We start from the raw sequence: 18,793 nt of genomic DNA, 5'->3' as shown, positions 1-18,793 counted from the left end.
CTATGCTGGTGAAATTTGTTTATCCGAATCTATTGAAAAGAACCGCTTCCCTTACAGCGCCACCATTGCCATGCGGTAACACCGCAGACAACGATCTGCCTCGGCCTGGGCAACGGAGTCGGCAAAACCGAGCTCAACCTCGCTATAGTTACCCTTGGAGGCACGCTCGCGACCGTGCACCTCTTTCTGGTTGGCGCGGTCGGCAGAGTCAAGCCAGGCAACCGGCTCATTCTTGTCATACACCCCCAGATAGGTCAGCAGGTCTTCAAAGATCTCCAGCTCGGTCAGATAGGCCTTACCTTCTTCGATCCAGCGTGCCATCACGTTAGCCGCGCGATGGGCATTGCCGACGCAGGCCACCACGGTCAGAGGGCCGATCTCGGCGTCACCACCGGCAAACACGCCGTCACAGTCGGTCATCAGGGTGCGGGAGAGCGGATTGCCCATGCTGTCGTTCAGGGCCTTGCCAGCTGCATCCTTCAGCGGCAGATACTTGGTGACCACGGTGTTCCACTTGGTGATATCAATCCCCATATCCGGCGGGATAAAGCTCAGGTCCATATCCTGGCCAATGGCCGGGATAACGGTATCACATTCAATCACGAACTCACTGCCCGGTACCGGCTCGGGACGACGGCGACCGGAGGCATCCGGCTCACCCAGGGCCATCCGCACGCACTCAACACCGGTAACCTGGTTGTCGGCATTGGCAATGATCTTGGTGGGCAGCACCTGGAACTCGAACTGCACCCCTTCTTCATCGGCACCATCAACTTCCCAGACATCGGCCGGCATCTCCTTGCGGGAACGGCGATAGACCAGATAGGAGGCCTCAGCACCTTCACGCAGGGCGACCCGCACGCAGTCAATGGCCGTGTTACCGCCGCCGACCACCACCACCTTCTTGCCCATACCGGTCGGGCGATGCATGTAGGCATCCCGCAGGAAGTCGATCCCCCCCTTTAGGAAGCCCTTATAGCCGGCATCCTCCCCTTCAACCCCCATCGGCTTGGAGCGGTGGGCGCCGGGAGCCAGGAACACGGCAGCATGCTTTGCTTTAAGTTCTGCCAGGGAGATATCCTGGCCAACACGGCAGTTGTAGACGATCTCAGCCCCCATGGACTGGATGATGTCGATATCACGCTGCAACAGATTGCGCGGCATCCGGTAGGCCGGGATACCCACGGCAACCATGCCGCCGCCATAGCCTTCCGGCAGGGTTTCGTAGATGGTGCTGCGATAGCCCAGCAGTGCCAGGTAGTAGGCAGCAGCCAGACCGGCAGGACCGGCGCCGACAATACCGACGGTCTTGTCCTTCATCGGCACCGTGTTGGCCGGATGCTGCAACTTGTGCATCCACTCGAAATCGGAGGCAGAGCGTTTCAGCACCATGATATTGATGGCATCATCCACATTTTTACGACGGCAGGCGGTCTCGCAGGGGTGCGGACAGACCCGGCCGCAGACCGCGGGCAGCGGCATGTTCTCACGGATGGTAGCCAGTGCATCGCTGTACTGGTAGTTCTTGATCTCTTCAACATACTTGGGGATATCGATATGGGCCGGACACTTGTCCATACAGGGCGCAGTGATCTTGTGCAGGTACCGCTCGTTCTTGGGCTTGCGGCTGCCATCACAGAGCGCCTCAAAATCGGCGCGGTAGTAGGTTACGGCATCCAGCACCGGCTTGGTTGAGCTGGGGCAGAGCGTACACTTGCAGTTCTGCAGCAGGGCGTTCAGGTCAGCCACCTGATCCAGATCACCGGGCTTGGCCTCACCCTTGATCACCTTCTGCAACAGATCGGCCAGCACCTTGGTCCCTTTTTTCCCGGGGGTACACTTGCCGCAGCAGTACATGGTCTGGACCCGCTGCATATATTCAGCCGCCATGGCCGGAACATCCACATCCTTGTCAAAGACGATGATGCCGTCCCAGCCCATAAAGGCCCGCAACGGCTGCTGCCCGTCAAAGGCCACCGGCAGACGATAACTGGCTGCTGCCGGTTCACCGGTGACATTCCTGTTGTCAACGACTGAACTACCCCATGTTGAAAAAACGACCTGTGCCACAGCCACCTCCGGGTTACGTCAAAACCCAATATTTTCGATACGTTAAGTAGTTATTTTGACAGACAAAAACTCGTCCGCAAATTGTATACAGTATGCCTGATTACCATAACCGTTCCGCTGAAATCAAGGGAAAAAAAATCAGAATGACCAGCCTCAGTCGCTCCTGAAAACAAATTTTGTGGTACAGTACAGCACACTTTTTCAAAGGAGTAACCGGCGATGCAAACCTACCACCCGTCATTCAGATCACTCTTCAGCACCAACATGGGCTATCGCAGCAATGAACGAATCCTGGTCTTCAGCGACCTGATCCGCAGTAATGAAATCATCAGTGAGGCTGACCGCGACCGCCGCACCCGTTTGCATGCCACAGCCCGTGAACTGGCCGATTTTGCCGCGCAGCAGTACGGCAACGCCTCCTTTGTGGACTTTCCCGCCACCCCGGCCTCCGGCGCAGAGCCGCCACTGGCACTCTGGTCTGCCGTCTTTGGCGACGGCATCATCGCACAGCTTGAGATCACCGGCCTGATGGGACCACTGCTTGAAAAAAGCATTGACCCTACCGGGCTGGAGCGGGCCCGTACCATTGTGGCAGCCGGTAAAGAGGCTGTGGCCAATATCATCATTGCCCTGTCCAACAACTCCAGCAGTCACACCAACTTCCGCAAGCTGGCCTGCCATGCCGGAGCGCGCTTTGCCTCTCTGCCCCATTTTGATCCTGACATGTTCGGCACCTCCATGACCGTGGACTGGCATGCCCTGGCAACACGGACCAACCGCCTGGTGGAAGCGGTCAACCGGGCCGAGTGGGTCTATGTGGAATGCCCCAACGGCACGGTAATGCATATCTGCAAAAAAGGGCGCCATGCCGAAGGGGATGACGGCCTGCTGACCGCAGACGGTGCCTTTGGCAACCTGCCGGCCGGCGAGGCCTACCTGGCACCGCTGGAAGGGGAAAGCCACGGCACCATGGTAATTGAATGGGGGCCCACCGCCAAACTGCAAAGCCCGCTGACCCTGACCATTGCCGACGGCACGGTGGCACGTATTGAGGGGGACGATCCACTGCGGCAGCGCCTGGAGGCCAAGTTTGCCGAAAACCCAAACTGCCGCAACCTGGCAGAACTGGGGATCGGCACCAACGACAAGGCCAGCCGCCCCGATAACGTCCTGGAGGCAGAGAAGATCCTGGGCACCATCCACCTGGCCCTGGGGGACAACACCGGCTTTGGCGGCACAGTGGCGGCCCCGTTCCATGAGGATTATGTCTTTTACCAGCCCACTCTGACCCTGGTGATGCCGGACGGCAGCCAGGAGATAATCATTGACAACGGGCAGCTGCAGCTATGACCATCTGGATTGATGCCGATGCCTGCCCGCGGGTGATCAAGGAGATCGTCTTCCGGGCCTCGGAACGACTGAACCTGCCGGTCATACTGGTGGCCAACAAGCCGCTTGCCAAGCACCACGCTCGGCTGATCAGCTCAGTGGTGGTGGATGACGGGCCTGATGTTGCTGATGACTACATTGCGGAACAGGCCGCCGCCCAGGACCTGGTGATCACCGCCGACATCCCGCTGGCAGCACGGATTGTGGCCAAAGGGGCAGTGGGGATCGACCCGCGGGGCGAGCTGTACAACGAAGAAAACGTGGGGGAACGGCTCTCCATGCGCGACCTGATGCAGTCGCTGCGGAGTGAGGGGCTGGTGCAGGGCGGCCCGGCCCAGTTCGGCATGACTGACCGCCAGCGTTTTGCCTCATCCCTGGACCGGGTACTGACCCGGATGGCAAGAGAAGTGAAAAAACAGTAACCATATATTATGGTAGAGCGACACACCATCTGAACTGCGGAGCACCTATGAAGAATCCCTTAACCCTTGGATTTTCCCCCTGTCCCAACGACACCTTCATGTTCTATCCACTGGTGCATGGCCTGGTGGATACCGGCGGCTACAGCTTCAACGAGCGGCTGGAGGATGTGGAAACCCTCAACCGGCTGGCCGTGAAAGGGGTACTGGATGTGACCAAGGTCTCCTATGCCGCCCTGGGGCATTTCCGCGAACAGTACGCCCTGCTGCGGGCCGGCAGCGCCCTGGGGCGCGGCTGCGGGCCGTTGCTGGTGGCCAAGGAACCGCTTGACCCTGCTGCGCTGCAGGGCAAGACCATTGCCATTCCGGGCCGCTACACCACGGCCCACCTGCTGATGCGGCTGTACGCCCCCGGTCTGACCACCTTTCTGGAGATGCCGTTCCATGAGATCATGGATGCAGTCATGACCGGCAGGGCCGACGCCGGGGTGATCATCCATGAATCCCGCTTCACCTATCATGGCTTTGGCCTGCACCAGCTGGTGGATCTGGGAGAGTGGTGGGAGAACGAGACCGGCCTGCCGATCCCCCTGGGCGGGATTGTGGCCAAACGCAGCCTGGGGGCCGGGGCCATCCGCGCCATTGAACAGGCCCTGGCCGATGGCGTGGAATATGCCCGGAACAACCCCGCGGCAGCGACCCAGTATATCCGGGAGCATGCCCAGGAGATGAACGAGCAGGTCTGCGCCGCCCATATCGGACTGTATGTCAACGACTTCTCGCAGCAGCTGGGGGCTGAAGGGGAACAGGCCATTGCCGAGCTGCTGCGCCGGGCTGAGGCTGCCGGGCTGGTACCTGCATCGGAGGCGCCGCTATTCATCTAGTTCCGATTCCATTTCAAGACGCTCTCTTCGTTGGCTCGTCATCGGCTCCTCAACGTACTGCGTGTACGCCTGCGTAGCCGAATTCCTCGCCGCCTTGATAGCATCCTTGAACTGAAATCGGAATAAGGAGCTGGTTATGGGGCTTTTTCAGCGTAACCGGAAAAAACTGCACGGCATCCTGCTTGATCATCCCCAGGACGGCACTGAACGCTGCGCCTGCTGCGATGCCTCCTGTTGCCGCGGTTTCCCCAGCGTAGAACTGACCGCCGATGAATACGCGACCCTGCAACGCCTGGGAGCAAAGCGGCTTGAATTCACCCTGAACGGCCATTATTATCTGTTGATTGAACACGGCTGCGAATTTCTGGCAGGCACCCGCTGCGGCATCTATCAACACCGCCCGGCAATCTGCCGCCGCTTTACCTGCACAGAGACCAGCAAAAAAGAACCTTGAAAACGTCATGAGGAAGACCGGATACGAGACGCAGGTCACGCAACTAGCGGGACATACCACGACAGGTAGGCGAGGCAGCCAGTGCCGCGCAACGCAACAGACCGGTCACCGCAACAGTCTTCTTCACGTGAAAGGATTGATCCATGGATTGGCTGACTGATCCCCAGGCCTGGCTGGCCCTCTTGACCCTGACCGCCCTTGAGATCGTACTGGGCATTGACAACATCATCTTTATCAGCATCCTGACCGGCAAACTGCCGGAACAGCAACGGGACAAAGCCCAGAAGCTGGGGCTTTCGCTGGCCATGATCACCCGTATCCTGCTGCTTTTCTCCCTGGCCTGGATCATGAAGCTGACCGCACCGTTCTTTTTCATCTTCAATCACGGTGTCTCCGGCCGTGACCTGATCCTGATCATCGGCGGCCTGTTCCTGCTGGCCAAGAGTACCATGGAGATTCACGACAAGCTGGAGGGGGAGGAACACCATGCCGACGGCGGCAAGGGAGCTGTCTCATTCAACAGTGTCCTGATTCAGATCATGTTTCTGGATATCATCTTTTCGCTGGATTCAGTGATCACGGCGGTGGGTATGGCCAGTCAGCTGGCGGTCATGGTAACGGCGGTGGTGATCTCGGTGGGGATCATGATGTTCTTTGCCGGGGCGGTGGGCAGGTTTGTTGACCGGCACCCCACCATCAAGGTCCTGGCCTTGTCGTTTCTGCTGATGATCGGCGTTGCGCTGATCGCCGACGGCCTCTCATTCCATATTCCCAAGGGCTACATCTACTTTGCCATGGCCTTCTCGGTCTTTGTGGAGATGATCAACATCAAGGTACGCAAAAGTGCTGAAACACCGGTCAAGCTGCGGCAGCAGCTGGTCGGGGAGATTGACGAACTGGATTAACAGGAGGAAAACGGCAGATGTCACACAAGGATACAAAGGAAGAGAAGGAACGCTGGCAGAACTGGCTGGCACTTTCAACAGCAATCATGGCTGTGCTGGCAGCCCTGACCACGCTGTACATGGGCAAATTTTCGTCACGGGCAATCATGTCCCAAGGGTTGGAGAGTGACCAGTGGGCTCACTACCAGGCAAAAAGCATCAAGGGGCATACCTTTGAGATCAGCAGACAGGCACTTGAACTGCAGTACCGCTCTCAAAAGGGATTAGCGCCAGAGGTTGCGGCTGACTACGAAACAATCCTCAAAAAATATGCTGACGAAACCAAACGTTATGATAGCGAGAAGAAAGAGATCAAGGCCAAGGCAGAACAGATCGCCAAGTCAAAGCATACGGCTCAGGATATGGGGGGCAACTTCGCCTATGCCCTGATCTTCCTGCAGATCGCCATAATGCTCTCATCCCTTTCCAGCCTGACCAAAAAGAAATACCTCTGGTATATTGCCCTTCTGGCCAATCTGGGCTGGATCTTCTTCTTTCTGGATGGCTGGCTCTTGTTTTATTGAGGAGCAGCAAAAGGGCGACCAAAGCGGTCGCCCTTTTCCCCTACCAGTCTTATCCCTTCCGATACTCCGCCGTTGGCCAGAACGGTATCCCGCCCCGCGGGGTAAACTCTCCCTTGACCGTCAGCCAGACCGGATCAAGCAGCTTGACCAGATCATTGCAGATCCGGTTGACGCCGGCCTCGTGGAACTCGCCGTGCATCCTGAATGACCCCAGATACAGCTTGAGGCTCTTGCTCTCCACACAACGCCGGTCCGGCTGATAGTCAATGATAATGGTACCGAAATCCGGCTGACCGGTCATGGGGCAGAGGCAGGTAAACTCCGGACAGCTGATATGCAGCGTCCCGGTGCAACCGCAGGGATTCAGTTCCGGGTCGGCATAGGGCGAGGGAAACCATTCCAGCAGCCCGGCATCAGGCGCATCGTAGCTGTAGGTAGTCGCCTTTCCCTCCCCCAGCGTCTTCAATCCTTCGTGCAGTTTCATCGTTTCCTCCCTTGCAAAGCGGTTTCCGTTGAGTAGAATTGTTCTATACATCTATTTTCCGGGTTTTGAAAGGACAAGCCATGTCTGCAGCAGAACAGCTTCTAAGCTCATATCGAGAGCAGCAGGGCCAAGAGATTGCGGTGGGAGAGTGGCTGCTGATCGACCAGGCCAGGATTGACGCCTTTGCCCAGGCCACCGGTGACCTGCAGTGGATCCACATTGATCCGCAACGGGCCGCGGTCGAGTCCCCCTATCAGAGCACCATTGCCCATGGTTTCCTGACCCTGTCGCTGTTGCCGCTGCTGACCCAGGCCAACGCACCGGGGCAGTTTGAAAAGAACTACCCCGGCATGCGGCTGCGGGTCAACTATGGCCTGAACAAGGTCCGCTTTCCCGCTCCGGTCAAGCCGGGTGACCGCCTGCGGGCACGCACCAGCGTACAGGCCGCAGCCATGGCCGGGAACGGGGTTGAGATTGTCTATCTCCTGACCATCGAGATCGATGGCAACGACAAGCCTGCCTGCGTGGCAGAGCAGGTGGTCCGGGTCTACCCCTGAGGAGGCTCCATGCGCCTCGATATCTGCCCCAAATGCACCCATGTCCTCTCAGCGCCAGCCACCAGCTGCCCCCGCTGCGGGGTGATCTTCGCCAAACTGGCCCAGGCAGATCTGCACAAAAAACGTACAGCACTGCAACCGGAAAACGATGGTGTCCGGCAGCAGCTGTGCCATGTCAAGACCGGCGAAAGCAGCCTCGTGATCGGCACCAAGGCACTGTTTCTGCTGTTGCTGATACTGTACGGATTCAGGCTGATGCTGACTTCTATCCAGAATTTCCCGGACTCGGGCGGGTGGCTGCATGCGGTCAACCTGGTCTTTCATGAGGCGGGCCATCTCTTTTTCAGCCCGTTCGGACGTTTCCTGCAGGTATTGGGAGGGAGCCTGGGACAACTGCTCATACCAACCATAGTGATTGGCGCCTTTCTCTGGCAGCGTGACAACTTCGGCGCTGCAGTCGGCACCTGGTGGCTGGGGGAGAGTTTTTTAGATATCTCCCCCTATATCAATGATGCCCGGGCCGGCCAGCTGATCCTGCTGGGAGGCGTCACCGGCAGTGAAGTGGAAGATTATCACGATTGGGAAGTGCTGTTGGGCAGGCTGGGGATGCTGCAGTACGACCAGACCCTGGCCCGCCTTTCCTTCAGCATCGGCAGCCTGCTGATGCTTATTGCCATGCTCTGGGGCAGCTGGCTGCTCTGGAAAGGCTGGCAGACCCGCAGCAGGGGATAACACAATCCCACCCGACCTTTTGCCCCCCTCAGCTTTGCCCTCTTTTTTAGCATCTCCGCCTGACCGCCACGCAGCAGATCGCTCGGAAATTGTATACAGCATCCACACGCATAATCAGTAACACACTTACATTACTTGTCATTTTAAAAAACAAAGAACTTGGCACGGCCTATGCTTATGGCTAAATCAGCATCTTTGAAACAACAGGAAACTGAAGACAAGGCAACGGCGCCTTCCAATTTGGTTCACACAATTGGGGCGCCGTTTTGCGTTGCCCCGACCAACATCCCAAGGGACCCACAGATGAGTGGGTGAAAGGAGCAGTACCATGAGACAGATAGCTATTTACGGCAAAGGCGGCATCGGCAAATCAACCACCACACAAAACACGGTGGCAGGCCTGGCATCCATCGGCAAGAAGGTCATGATCGTCGGTTGCGACCCCAAGGCAGATTCCACCCGTCTGATCCTGCATGCCAAGGCACAGAATACGGTTATGGACCTGGTACGCGAGCTGGGTACGGTTGAGGACCTTGAGCTGGAAGAAGTAATGAAGGTCGGCTACGGCGACGTCAAGTGCGTTGAGTCCGGTGGTCCTGAGCCGGGTGTCGGCTGTGCAGGCCGCGGTGTTATCACCGCCATCAACTTCCTGGAAGAAAACGGTGCCTATACCCCTGACCTTGATTTTGTCTTCTATGACGTTCTTGGTGACGTTGTCTGCGGCGGTTTCGCCATGCCGATCCGTGAAGGCAAGGCTGAAGAGATCTACATCGTCTGCTCCGGCGAGATGATGGCCATGTACGCTGCCAACAACATCGCCAAAGGTATCCTGAAGTACGCCTCCTCCGGCAAGGTCCGTCTGGGCGGCCTGATCTGCAACTCCCGTAACACCGACCGTGAAGATGAACTGATCATGGCTCTGGCAGCCCGTCTCGGCACCCAGATGATCCACTTCGTCCCCCGTGACAATCAGGTTCAGCGTGCAGAGCTGCGCCGGATGACCGTGATCGAGTACTCACCGAACCACAAGCAGGCTAATGAGTACCGTACCCTGGCCCAGAAGATTGCCGACAACAAGATGCTGGTAGTGCCTACTCCGCTTGAGATGGAAGAGCTGGAAGACCTGCTGATGGAGTTCGGCATCATGGAAGTGGATGACGAGGAAAACGTCGGCAAAGTGGAAGGCGTAGCCTAGGAAACGGTCTTTTTCCGCAGTCTCGGCGTCAGGTTCCTGATTCGGTTGTGCGGCGCACTGCTTCGTACAGCTCCGCTCGAACCGGTATCACCCGCCTTGACCTTGTGAAAAACCATCGTTTCTCTGAACATCTCAAGGAGAATACCTATGTCAGACAAGATACGTAAAATAGAGGGCATCACCAAAGAATCCACCGAGGCGCTGATAGCTGAAACCTTGTCAGTGTATCCGGAAAAGGCCAAAAAGAAGCGTGCTCCGCATATCGGTGCCAACGATCAGGGATCAGGCTCAGCCTGTGTCAAGTCCAACAAAAAGACGGTTCCCGGTGTCATGTCAGCTCGCGGTTGTGCCTACGCAGGTGCCAAAGGGGTGGTCTGGGGTCCGATCCGTGACATGGTACACGTTTCCCACGGCCCGGTGGGCTGCGGCTGGTATTCCTGGGGCACCCGGCGCAACATGGTAAGCGGCATTGTCGGTGTGACCAGCTTTCCGATGCAGTTCACCTCCGACTTCCAGGAAAAGGATATCGTCTATGGTGGCGACAAGAAGCTGAAGACCCTGCTGGAAGAGGCCCATGACCTGTTTCCGCTGGCCAAAGGGATCTCGGTCCTGTCCGAATGCCCGGTCGGCCTGATCGGCGACGATATCAACTCAGTGGCCAAGAGCTCTGCCAAGGAGCTGGATATCCCGATCATCCCCTGTAACTGCGAAGGTTTCCGTGGTGTGTCCCAGTCCCTCGGTCACCACATCAGTAACGACACCATCCGTGACTATATCATCGGCACCCGTGAGTATGCCGAACCGGAATCACCCTATGATATCGCCCTGATCGGTGAATACAACATCGGTGGTGACGCCTGGTCCACCAAGCCGCTGTTGGAAGAGTGCGGCTTCAACGTCAAAGCGGTCTGGACCGGCGACGGTGAACTGGAAAAGATTGCCGCTACGCATACGGTAAAGCTCAACGTGATCCACTGCTACCGTTCCATGAACTATATGTGCAAGGTGATGGAAGAAAAATTCGGTATTCCCTGGATTGAGCTGAACTTCTTCGGTCCGACCAAGATCAAGGAAAGTCTGCGCAAGCTGGCAGCCCTGTTTGATGACACCATCAAAGAGAAGGTTGAGGCGGTAATCGCCAAGTATGATCCGATCATGCAGGGAATTATCGAGCAGTACAAGCCACGTCTGGACGGCAAAAAGGTCATGCTGTTGGTGGGTGGTCTCCGTCCACGCCACACCATCGGCGCCTACGAAGACCTTGGCATGGACTGCATCGGTTCCGGCTATGAATTTGCCCACACCGATGACTACGACCGTACCGCACCCGAGATGCCTGATGCCACGGTGGTGTACGACGATCCATCTGAGTACGAGTTTGAAAAGTTTGCCGATGCCCTGAAGCCTGACCTGATCGGCTCCGGTATCAAGGAAAAGTATGTCTTCCAGAAGATGGGCATTCCGTTCCGTCAGATGCACAGCTGGGACTACTCCGGCCCCTACCACGGCTATAAAGGCTTTGAGGTATTTGCCCGCGACGTGGATATGGCAATCAACAGCCCGACCTGGAAGCTGGTGAAGTCACCATTCTAACGCTGCCAGAACACGCACGATAACCACCTACAATGGCGGTGTTACGGATGAGTTTCCCGCCAAAGGAGATATACCATGTCAAACTTACTAGGACTCGAAGTAAAGAAGATAGTCGAGACCACACCCGAAGAAGTAGATCGGGTTCATAACTGGATCAACACTGAAGAATACAGGGAGAAGAACTTTGCCCGCCAGGCGCTGGTAATCAACCCGGCCCACGCCTGCCAACCTTTGGGAGCCCAGCTTGCTGCCCACGGTTTTGAAGGCACCCTGCCGTTCGTGCATGGTTCACAAGGCTGCGCCTCCTACTACCGTTCAACCCTTAACCGTCATTTCCGCGAGCCTGCTCCGGCAGTATCAGACGCGATGACTGAAGACGGTGCGGTGTTCGGTGGTCAGAACAACCTGCACGAAGGTCTGGAAAACGCCGTTGCCCTGTACAAGCCCAAGATGATTGCCGTCTTCACCTCCTGCATGCCTGAGGTTATCGGCGACGACCTGACCGCCTTCATCAAGAATGCCCGTCAAAAAGGGCACGTGCCCAAGGACATGCCGGTACCGTTTGCCAACACCCCCAGCTTCAACGGCACCCATATCCACGGTTATGACTCCATGCTGCTGTCGGTTCTTCAGAATCTGACAGAAGGAAAACAGATCGAAGGCCGCTGCACCGGCAAGCTGAACCTGATCGCAGGCTGCGACTTTAATACCGGCGACTACCGTGAATACAAACGGATTCTGACGGAGTTCGGCATCCCCCATACCGTTCTGGCAGACATCAGCGACAGCTTTGATTCGCCGTGTGATGGTCACTACCATATTTATGCGGGTGGCACCAAGCTGGAGGATGCTGCAGACTCCATCAACGGCAAGGCAACCATGACCCTGGGGCCTTATGCGACCCCTAAGACCTTCAGCTTTATCAAGGACAACTACTCCGGCAAGCATGTCAGCATGCCGATGCCGATGGGTATTGAAAAGACCGATGCCTTTATCATGAAGGTGGCTGAGCTGTTCGGCAAGGAAGTGCCTGCCTCACTGAAAAACGAGCGCGGTCGTGCCGTAGATGCCATCACTGATGCTCATCAGTACATTCATGGCAAGAAGTTTGCCGTCTACGGTGATCCGGACTACCTGCTGGGCTACGTATCCTTCCTGCTTGAAATGGGCGCCCATCCGCACCACATTCTCTGCAGCCGTGGTTCCAAGAAGCTTGAAAAAGAGCTGCAGGCGCTTCTTGACAGCTCCGAGTTTGGCAAAGGCTGCAAGATTTATATGAACAAAGATCTCTGGCACCTGCGTTCACTGCTGATGACCGACCCGGTCGATGCTATCATCGGCGACAGCCACGGTAAGTTTGCCGCCCGTGACGCCAAGATTCCATTGTTCCGCTTCGGCTTCCCGGTTTTTGACCGGGTCAACAAGCATCGCTACCCGATCATCGGTTATCAGGGTACCGTCAACATGCTGACCGAGATCTGCAACAAGTTCATCGACATCAAGGATGAGACCTGTGAAGATCGCGACTTTGAATTGATGCGGTAACAGAAATCGTTCCTTTCCATTCTGCCGGACCTGGCGGCTGCCCTGCATTGGGCAGCCGCTCTCTCTGCTTATTTTATGTGCACATACACTACCACTATGGGCAGCAAGCAAGCAGCAGACTGACCCTCCCCTTTGACTAGCCGCATATTTTCTAAGCAATTTCAGCCATTCACACCTTGGCACAGCCTATGCTTTACCGTACCAGCAGGGGATGCACCGTCGCATACCCGGCAGATCTAATTGCAACCATGGCTTGAAAGCATCATAGGGATGGCCGGATACCGGGCGCAGGTCACGCAGCTGCCGAGACACAACAAGATGTCAGGCCAGGAAGCGGACATTGCGCAACGCCGCAAACTGCCTCCACCGTAGTTTTCAAGCCCTGGCACGCAGGAGGTTGTACCATGCCGCCACTTTCCAACCCGGCCAGCTCCGGACCCAAAACGTCCTACCACGAATTCTATGCTGACGACTTCAGTCCCCGCGACCACTACCGTCTGCTCTGGGATCATATCCGCGCCACCGGCAACAATGCCCTGGAGACCAAGGATCATGAATCCCAGCTGGCACTGCAGACCGAAGGGGTCACCTTTACGGTCTACGGCGAGAGCGAAGAGGGGATCGAGCGGATCTGGCCCTTTGACCTGATCCCCCGTATCATAACTGCAGCGGAATGGGTGCGGATAGAATCCGGCCTCAAGCAGCGGGTCAGGGCGCTCAACCTGTTTCTGGAAGACCTCTACGGCGAGCAGAAGATCATCAAGGATGGCGTGATCCCGCCGGAACTGATCTACCAGGGCAAGGACTTCCGGCGTGAGATCGTCGGCATCGTCCCGCCGCGCGGCATCTACACCCATATCAGCGGTATCGATATTATCCGCGATGAGCAGGGTGACTTCCTGATCCTGGAAGACAACCTGCGCACCCCTTCAGGGGTCTCCTACATGATTGAAAACCGGGTAATCGAGCGTCGCATCCTGCCAGAGTTCTTCAACAAATACCGGGTGCGGCGGGTTGAGCACTACCCGTCACTGCTGCTGGATGCCCTGCGCTGCCTCTCGCCCCGCGGCAAAGGAACAGCCGAGATTGTGCTGCTGACCCCCGGCATCTACAACTCGGCCTATTTCGAACATACCTTCCTGGCCAAGGAGATGGGGATCGAGCTGGCTGAAGGCCGCGACATGGTCACCATCAACGACATCGTCTATCTCAAGACCACCAAAGGATTGAAAAGGGTGGATGTGATCTACCGCCGGATTGATGACGATTATCTTGATCCGCTGATCTTCCGCTCCGACTCATCACTGGGGATTGCCGGGGTGATCAATGCCTGGCGGGCCGGTAATGTGGCCATCGTGAATGCACCGGGCAGCGGTATTGCCGATGACAAGGCGGTCTACCCCTTTGTGCCGGATATCATCCGCTACTACCTGGGACAGCAGCCGATCCTCAAGAATGTCCCCACCTATCAGATGACCAATGTGACCGACCGGGAGTATGTCTTTGACAACATGGAACGGATGGTGGTCAAGGCGGTCAGTGAATCCGGCGGCTACGGCATGCTGATGGGGCCCTCCTCCACCCCGGCCCTGCGCAAGGAATTTATGGACCGGGTGCTGGAAAATCCCCGCAACTACATCGCCCAGCCGGTGGTCTATCTCTCACGGCATATCTGCTACATGGACGGAGAACTGGAGGCACGCCACCTGGATCTGCGGCCGTTTGTGATCTATGGTGAGGATATCCAGGTGGTACCGGGCGGACTGACGCGGGTGGCGCTGCGTAAGGGGTCACTGGTGGTGAACTCTTCTCAAGGTGGTGGAAGCAAAGACACCTGGGTCCTGGCGGAGTAGAGGCACATAGTTTCCGCAATCTCTACGTTGATCTTCAGCTTTGGTTGTGCGGCGTACTGGGTGTACGCCTCCGCCCAAAGCCTCGACCGCCTTGACCTTGCGAAAACTATGCACCTCAGTTAACGGAATGATTATAAACAAGACGGCTGTGAGAAAAGCTCCAGATGCCAGGCGCAGGAGGAGCAGGGTGTGAGGCGTAGCAAGCGCTACGTTGAATGGCCTGCGACGACGGCAACGAAGCAGATGGACTTTTATCGCAGCCGCAGCAAAGAGGTTACTGATATGTTAAGCCGCATAGCTGATTCAATGTACTGGATGGCCAGATATCTGGAAAGAGCCGGCGAAACCGCCCGTCTGATGGAGATTAACCTGCTCTATCTGGTGGAGGCGGAAGAGGATATGGGTGAAGAGGACAAGTGGCGCCCGATTCTGGAGATTACGGCCGCCCTGCCCCAGTATGTGGAGTTGTATGGCGATGATGCGATCACCACGCAACGGGTCCTGCAGTTTGTCTGTGGCGGCCGCACCAACACCAACTCGATCCGCACCTGTCTGCGGCTGTTCCGCGAAAACGCCCGGGTGGCCCGGGACCGGATCTCCAAAGAGATGTGGGAGGCGGTTAACGATATCTGGATGACCTACAACGAACGGTTGCGGGGCAGCATTACCCTGGAAAAGGCCAGCAACCTCTTTGTGGAGCTGCGCAATCAGGTGGCCCGCTTCAACGGCCTGCTGGCTGCCACCATGATGCGGGGTGAGGCCTATGCCTTCTGTCAGCTGGGTGGCTGCGTGGAACGGGCCGATATGATCGCCCGGATCCTGGATGTCAAATACCATATCATTCTGCCGGACATTCATCTGGTCGGCTCCGCACTTGACTACTACCAATGGGCTGCCCTGCTCAAATCACTGTCCGGCTTTGAGGCGTTCCGGCGCACCAATCAGAGCGGCTTCGAGCCCAAGGCGGTGGTTGACTTTGCCGTCTTTGAACATGACTTCCCGCGTTCACTGGCCTTTTCCGTTGATCGCGCCGGAGCCGCCCTGGCCAACATCGGGCTTGAAGGCAAGGAGAAGACCGCTGCGGCATTTGCCGCCCTGCAGACACTGCTGGCCTCCTCCAACGGAGAAACGGTCTTTACCAGCGGCCTGCATGAGTTTCTGGAACAGGTGCTGGGGCTGCTGGCAGGGTTCCACTGTGCACTGGCAGAAGAGTTTTTTCAATAACCTCCCCAGCCCTCCCTTGTCAGGGAGGGAGCAGAACAATGCAAGGCCCTTCCTCCCCCCCTGACACGGTGGGAATGAGGGGGTTAAGGAGTTTACCCGATGCGTTATCTGATCGAGCACGAAACCATACTGGACTATCCGGCAGCAGTCCGGGAACACCACCTTGAGCTGCGCCTGACCCCCCGTCAGGATGCGGGGCAGCGTCTGATCTCACACCGGATCGAGCTGGAGCCATCGGCGGAGCGCCATAGCTATCAGGATTACTTCGGCAATGGAGTTGACTACTTCTGTGTCAACGCTCCCCACACCTGCCTGACCACCCGTCTGACGGCCGAGGTGGAAACCCTGCGGGAAAATCCCTTTGACTTTGAGCCGGTACCCGTCTATCAGCAGAAGGAGTGGTATGCCCGGGAACTGCGCCAGACCCCGGCGTTATACGACTACCTGCTGCACCGCAGCAGCCTGACACCGGCAATCATGAAGCTGGCGGCTGAACTTGACTGTGCCGTGCCGCGTCACGAAGCAGAGCAGCTACCCATGGACAGCCTGCTGGAGCTGATGGGCTGGGTGCCAAAGGTGCTGTCCTATGAGGCCGGGTCAACCGCTGTGCATAATGATCTGCTTGATGCGGTTCGCCACCGGACCGGTGTCTGTCAGGATTTCGCCCATCTCTTCATCACCGTTGCCCGTTCCTGGAATCTGCCGAGCCGCTATGTGATGGGCTACATGGATCCCGGCATCCTGGCCGAAGGAGAGATGATCGCCACCCACGCCTGGGCTGAGGTACTGGTACCGGGAGGCGGCTGGATCGGTTTCGATCCGGTGCACAACCTGCTGGCCAATGACCGCTATGTGGCGGTTGCCGTCGGGCGTGATTCCTACGATGCTGCCCCCCAACGGGGCAGTTTCAAGGGGGGCGATGCCGGTACCCAGCCCCAGGTTAACCTGACTATTGTCAACCAATGAGCACACCATGACCCAAACCACTGAAACCATCTTCTCCCTGGCCATGCCGTACCGGGAGACGCTTGATATCCGCCGCACGGTCTATACCGGTGGGAATGGCCCCCGTGTAGCAGTCACTGCCGGCATCCACGGCGATGAACTGGAAGGGCTCTACGTCTGCCATCGCCTGGCTGCCTGGCTGGATGAGCTGCAGCACAGCAATCCGCAGCACCTGCTGGGACAGGTGGAGCTGTACCCGGCCCTCAATCCGCTGGGACTGGATACCCTGACCCGCTCGGTGCCGGTCTTTGACAGCGACCTGAACCGTTCCTTTCCCGGCAGCCAGCAGGGTGATCTGCCCAAACGTCTGGCAGCGGCAGTCATGACCGCACTGGATGGCGCCAGCCTGGTGGTTGATATCCATGCCAGCAACATCTACCTGCGGGAGATCCCCCAGGTGAGGATCAACAGCGAATTCAGCGACCTCCTGGTGCCGTTGGCTGAGCAGGCCAACCTGGACCTGATCTGGATCCACGGTGCTGCCACCGTGCTGGAGGCCACCATCGCCCACAGTCTTAACAGCCGTAATGTCCCCTGCCTGGTGGTGGAGATGGGGGTGGGGATGCGCCTGACGCCGGACTACTGCGAACAGTTGACGGTTGGTCTGCTGCATCTCTGGCAGGAGCTGGGAGTGCTGGCGCCGGAAGTGGTGCTGCCGCCGCTGACCCATCACCCGCTGGTGGCCGATGACAGCAACGTACACTACCTGAATGCCCAGACCTCCGGCCTGTTTGTACCGGCAACCGCCCACTGGACCGATCTGCGGCGGGGTGAGCTGCTGGGCACGATTGTCTCGCCGTTCCACGGTGCGGTGTTATCCGAGGTCCGTTCACCGGTGGACGGCATCCTGTTTACCCTGCGGGAATATCCGCTGGTCTACGAAGGCTCGCTGATGGCACGGGTCATGGCCCGCAAGGGAGGTGCCCGATGAAACGCGATCTGCTGTTGATGACCGCGCCGGTCCGGGACAGTTTTGACATCCCCTGCCATGAGATCGGCCCCAAGGCCGCTCATCCGGCAGCTGCCTTTGTGGCAGGCCTGCATGGCGACGAACTGAACGGCACCTTTATCCTCTCCCGTCTGGCTGATTTCCTGAACGGTGTGGAAGCCGGCAAACATCCCGGCCTGAAGCTGCTCAAGAAGGTGCTGATCATCCCGGCGGTCAACGTGCTGGGGATCAATCTGCGCTCCCGCACCTGGCCCTTTGACAAGAGCGACATGAACCGGATGTTTCCCGGCAATGTCAGCGGCGAGACCACCCAACGGATCGCCCTGGCCGTGCTGGAGGCCACCAAGAAGGCGGAATACCGGGTGGATCTGCACACTTCCGGCGTCGATTTCGAGGAACTGCCCCAGGTGCGCCTTTACAGCCCCAGCGACGCCCAACGCGCAACCGCCCGTCATTTTGGGCTGCCGGCGATCATGGAGCGCAGCATCTCGCCGGTCTTTACCACCACCCTGATGCATGCCTGGCAGGTCTGGCCGGGCCAGAGTTTTCTGTTGCGGGTCGGCCAGGGCGGCACCGTCCAGCTCGGGCATTGTCAGCAGGTCTTCCGGGGACTGGTTGCATTTCTGGGACAGACCGGCATCCTGGCAGGGGTCAGTCTGGCGGAAGGGGACGAAGAGATCTCTCACTTCCGGCAGGGCAGTTCAAAGCGGCTCTATGCCGGCAAGGCCGGCACCTTTGTCTCGGATTGCCAGGTGGGGCGTTGGGTACGCACGGGGCAGGAGCTGGGGTACATCTACGACAGCTTCAGCGGCAACGTGATTGAAAAGGTGGAGGCGCCGGCCAACGGTCTGCTGACCGGTATCCGCCGGCACCCCCTGTTGTTTGAAGGTGATCTGTTGCTGAGAATCAACCCTAAGTCCTGACTTTTGTTTGCAGTATCCGCAGGCAAAACGGGCGCCCCAGTTTTCCAGG

18 protein-coding genes are annotated in these 18,793 nt (G+C 57.8%); 16 read left to right on the top strand and 2 right to left on the bottom strand.

What is annotated here, in order from left to right; all coding sequences use genetic code 11:
- Window positions 1-51: 51 nt before the first annotated feature.
- Complete coding sequence (locus tag FY034_RS02625; protein ID WP_265553540.1) at window positions 52-2,070, bottom strand: FAD-dependent oxidoreductase; 2,019 nt, start codon at window positions 2,068-2,070, stop codon at window positions 52-54.
- 219 nt (window positions 2,071-2,289) lie between these two features.
- Here FY034_RS02625 and FY034_RS02620 point away from each other — a divergent pair, with 219 nt between their 5' ends.
- The 6 genes from FY034_RS02620 (at window position 2,290) to FY034_RS02595 (ending at window position 6,684) form a co-directional block, all read left to right on the top strand.
- Window positions 2,290-3,420 (top strand): aminopeptidase, encoded by a 1,131-nt coding sequence (locus tag FY034_RS02620; RefSeq protein ID WP_265553539.1) that lies wholly within the window; start codon window positions 2,290-2,292, stop codon window positions 3,418-3,420.
- Window positions 3,417-3,881, top strand: a complete 465-nt coding sequence (locus FY034_RS02615; RefSeq protein WP_265553537.1) for a YaiI/YqxD family protein — start codon at window positions 3,417-3,419, stop codon at window positions 3,879-3,881. Before FY034_RS02620 ends, FY034_RS02615 begins: the two co-directional genes overlap by 4 nt.
- Before the next feature lie 47 nt (window positions 3,882-3,928).
- Complete coding sequence (locus FY034_RS02610; protein WP_265553536.1) at window positions 3,929-4,762, top strand: 1,4-dihydroxy-6-naphthoate synthase; 834 nt, start codon at window positions 3,929-3,931, stop codon at window positions 4,760-4,762.
- Window positions 4,763-4,898: 136 nt separating this feature from the next.
- The gene (locus FY034_RS02605) at window positions 4,899-5,216 is read left to right on the top strand and encodes a YkgJ family cysteine cluster protein (protein ID WP_265553535.1); all 318 of its coding nucleotides are present in this window, start codon (window positions 4,899-4,901) and stop codon (window positions 5,214-5,216) included.
- A 143-nt stretch (window positions 5,217-5,359) separates the two neighbouring features.
- On the top strand, window positions 5,360-6,121 hold the full coding sequence (locus tag FY034_RS02600; RefSeq protein WP_265553534.1) for a TerC family protein: 762 nt from the start codon (window positions 5,360-5,362) through the stop codon (window positions 6,119-6,121).
- Between the two features lie 17 nt (window positions 6,122-6,138).
- A complete protein-coding gene (locus FY034_RS02595) occupies window positions 6,139-6,684 on the top strand; it encodes a DUF4337 domain-containing protein (protein WP_265553533.1) in 546 nt (181 codons plus the stop codon).
- 49 nt (window positions 6,685-6,733) lie between these two features.
- On the opposite strand, the gene queF is transcribed toward FY034_RS02595, so the two are convergent.
- Window positions 6,734-7,168, bottom strand: coding sequence for a preQ(1) synthase (queF, locus tag FY034_RS02590; protein ID WP_265553532.1), 435 nt, complete (start codon window positions 7,166-7,168; stop codon window positions 6,734-6,736).
- An 80-nt stretch (window positions 7,169-7,248) separates the two neighbouring features.
- Here queF and FY034_RS02585 point away from each other — a divergent pair, with 80 nt between their 5' ends.
- The 10 genes from FY034_RS02585 (at window position 7,249) to FY034_RS02540 (ending at window position 18,744) form a co-directional block, all read left to right on the top strand.
- Window positions 7,249-7,725: a MaoC family dehydratase gene (locus FY034_RS02585; RefSeq protein ID WP_265553531.1), complete on the top strand. Its 477-nt coding sequence runs from the start codon at window positions 7,249-7,251 to the stop codon at window positions 7,723-7,725.
- A 9-nt stretch (window positions 7,726-7,734) separates the two neighbouring features.
- Window positions 7,735-8,457, top strand: coding sequence for a zinc ribbon domain-containing protein (locus tag FY034_RS02580; RefSeq protein ID WP_265553530.1), 723 nt, complete (start codon window positions 7,735-7,737; stop codon window positions 8,455-8,457).
- Window positions 8,458-8,785: 328 nt separating this feature from the next.
- A complete protein-coding gene (gene nifH / locus FY034_RS02575) occupies window positions 8,786-9,652 on the top strand; it encodes a nitrogenase iron protein (protein ID WP_265553529.1) in 867 nt (288 codons plus the stop codon).
- 147 nt (window positions 9,653-9,799) lie between these two features.
- Window positions 9,800-11,245 carry a nitrogenase molybdenum-iron protein alpha chain gene (gene nifD / locus FY034_RS02570; protein WP_265553527.1) on the top strand — a complete coding sequence of 482 codons (1,446 nt, stop codon included), beginning with the start codon at window positions 9,800-9,802 and terminating at the stop codon, window positions 11,243-11,245.
- A gap of 75 nt (window positions 11,246-11,320) precedes the next feature.
- The gene (gene nifK / locus FY034_RS02565) at window positions 11,321-12,790 is read left to right on the top strand and encodes a nitrogenase molybdenum-iron protein subunit beta (RefSeq protein ID WP_265553525.1); all 1,470 of its coding nucleotides are present in this window, start codon (window positions 11,321-11,323) and stop codon (window positions 12,788-12,790) included.
- 404 nt (window positions 12,791-13,194) lie between these two features.
- Complete coding sequence (locus tag FY034_RS02560; protein WP_265553524.1) at window positions 13,195-14,643, top strand: circularly permuted type 2 ATP-grasp protein; 1,449 nt, start codon at window positions 13,195-13,197, stop codon at window positions 14,641-14,643.
- 189 nt (window positions 14,644-14,832) lie between these two features.
- The gene (locus tag FY034_RS02555; RefSeq protein ID WP_265553522.1) at window positions 14,833-15,867 is read left to right on the top strand and encodes an alpha-E domain-containing protein; all 1,035 of its coding nucleotides are present in this window, start codon (window positions 14,833-14,835) and stop codon (window positions 15,865-15,867) included.
- A gap of 99 nt (window positions 15,868-15,966) precedes the next feature.
- Window positions 15,967-16,833: a transglutaminase family protein gene (locus FY034_RS02550; RefSeq protein WP_265553520.1), complete on the top strand. Its 867-nt coding sequence runs from the start codon at window positions 15,967-15,969 to the stop codon at window positions 16,831-16,833.
- 7 nt (window positions 16,834-16,840) lie between these two features.
- Window positions 16,841-17,803 carry a M14 family metallopeptidase gene (locus FY034_RS02545; RefSeq protein WP_265553519.1) on the top strand — a complete coding sequence of 321 codons (963 nt, stop codon included), beginning with the start codon at window positions 16,841-16,843 and terminating at the stop codon, window positions 17,801-17,803.
- The gene (locus FY034_RS02540) at window positions 17,800-18,744 is read left to right on the top strand and encodes a M14 family metallopeptidase (protein WP_265553518.1); all 945 of its coding nucleotides are present in this window, start codon (window positions 17,800-17,802) and stop codon (window positions 18,742-18,744) included. The genes FY034_RS02545 and FY034_RS02540 overlap by 4 nt, the downstream gene beginning before the upstream one ends.
- Window positions 18,745-18,793 lie beyond the last annotated feature (49 nt).

The sequence above is a fragment of the Trichlorobacter lovleyi genome, from assembly GCF_015239775.1.
GTDB lineage: Bacteria > Desulfobacterota > Desulfuromonadia > Geobacterales > Pseudopelobacteraceae > Trichlorobacter > Trichlorobacter lovleyi_B.
This window is presented reverse-complemented; position numbering and strand designations above follow the sequence as displayed.

Excerpts from the sequence above, each read along its gene's own strand:
- FY034_RS02620 (WP_265553539.1), top strand. The coding sequence starts at position 2,290 with ATGCAAACCTACCACCCGTCATTCAGATCACTCTTCAGCACCAACATG.
- FY034_RS02615 (WP_265553537.1), top strand. The coding sequence starts at position 3,417 with ATGACCATCTGGATTGATGCCGATGCCTGCCCGCGGGTGATCAAGGAG.
- FY034_RS02610 (WP_265553536.1), top strand. The coding sequence starts at position 3,929 with ATGAAGAATCCCTTAACCCTTGGATTTTCCCCCTGTCCCAACGACACC.
- FY034_RS02605 (WP_265553535.1), top strand. The coding sequence starts at position 4,899 with ATGGGGCTTTTTCAGCGTAACCGGAAAAAACTGCACGGCATCCTGCTT.
- FY034_RS02600 (WP_265553534.1), top strand. The coding sequence starts at position 5,360 with ATGGATTGGCTGACTGATCCCCAGGCCTGGCTGGCCCTCTTGACCCTG.
- FY034_RS02595 (WP_265553533.1), top strand. The coding sequence starts at position 6,139 with ATGTCACACAAGGATACAAAGGAAGAGAAGGAACGCTGGCAGAACTGG.
- queF (WP_265553532.1), bottom strand. The coding sequence starts at position 7,168 with ATGAAACTGCACGAAGGATTGAAGACGCTGGGGGAGGGAAAGGCGACT.
- FY034_RS02585 (WP_265553531.1), top strand. The coding sequence starts at position 7,249 with ATGTCTGCAGCAGAACAGCTTCTAAGCTCATATCGAGAGCAGCAGGGC.
- FY034_RS02580 (WP_265553530.1), top strand. The coding sequence starts at position 7,735 with ATGCGCCTCGATATCTGCCCCAAATGCACCCATGTCCTCTCAGCGCCA.
- nifH (WP_265553529.1), top strand. The coding sequence starts at position 8,786 with ATGAGACAGATAGCTATTTACGGCAAAGGCGGCATCGGCAAATCAACC.
- nifD (WP_265553527.1), top strand. The coding sequence starts at position 9,800 with ATGTCAGACAAGATACGTAAAATAGAGGGCATCACCAAAGAATCCACC.
- nifK (WP_265553525.1), top strand. The coding sequence starts at position 11,321 with ATGTCAAACTTACTAGGACTCGAAGTAAAGAAGATAGTCGAGACCACA.
- FY034_RS02560 (WP_265553524.1), top strand. The coding sequence starts at position 13,195 with ATGCCGCCACTTTCCAACCCGGCCAGCTCCGGACCCAAAACGTCCTAC.
- FY034_RS02550 (WP_265553520.1), top strand. The coding sequence starts at position 15,967 with ATGCGTTATCTGATCGAGCACGAAACCATACTGGACTATCCGGCAGCA.
- FY034_RS02545 (WP_265553519.1), top strand. The coding sequence starts at position 16,841 with ATGACCCAAACCACTGAAACCATCTTCTCCCTGGCCATGCCGTACCGG.
- FY034_RS02540 (WP_265553518.1), top strand. The coding sequence starts at position 17,800 with ATGAAACGCGATCTGCTGTTGATGACCGCGCCGGTCCGGGACAGTTTT.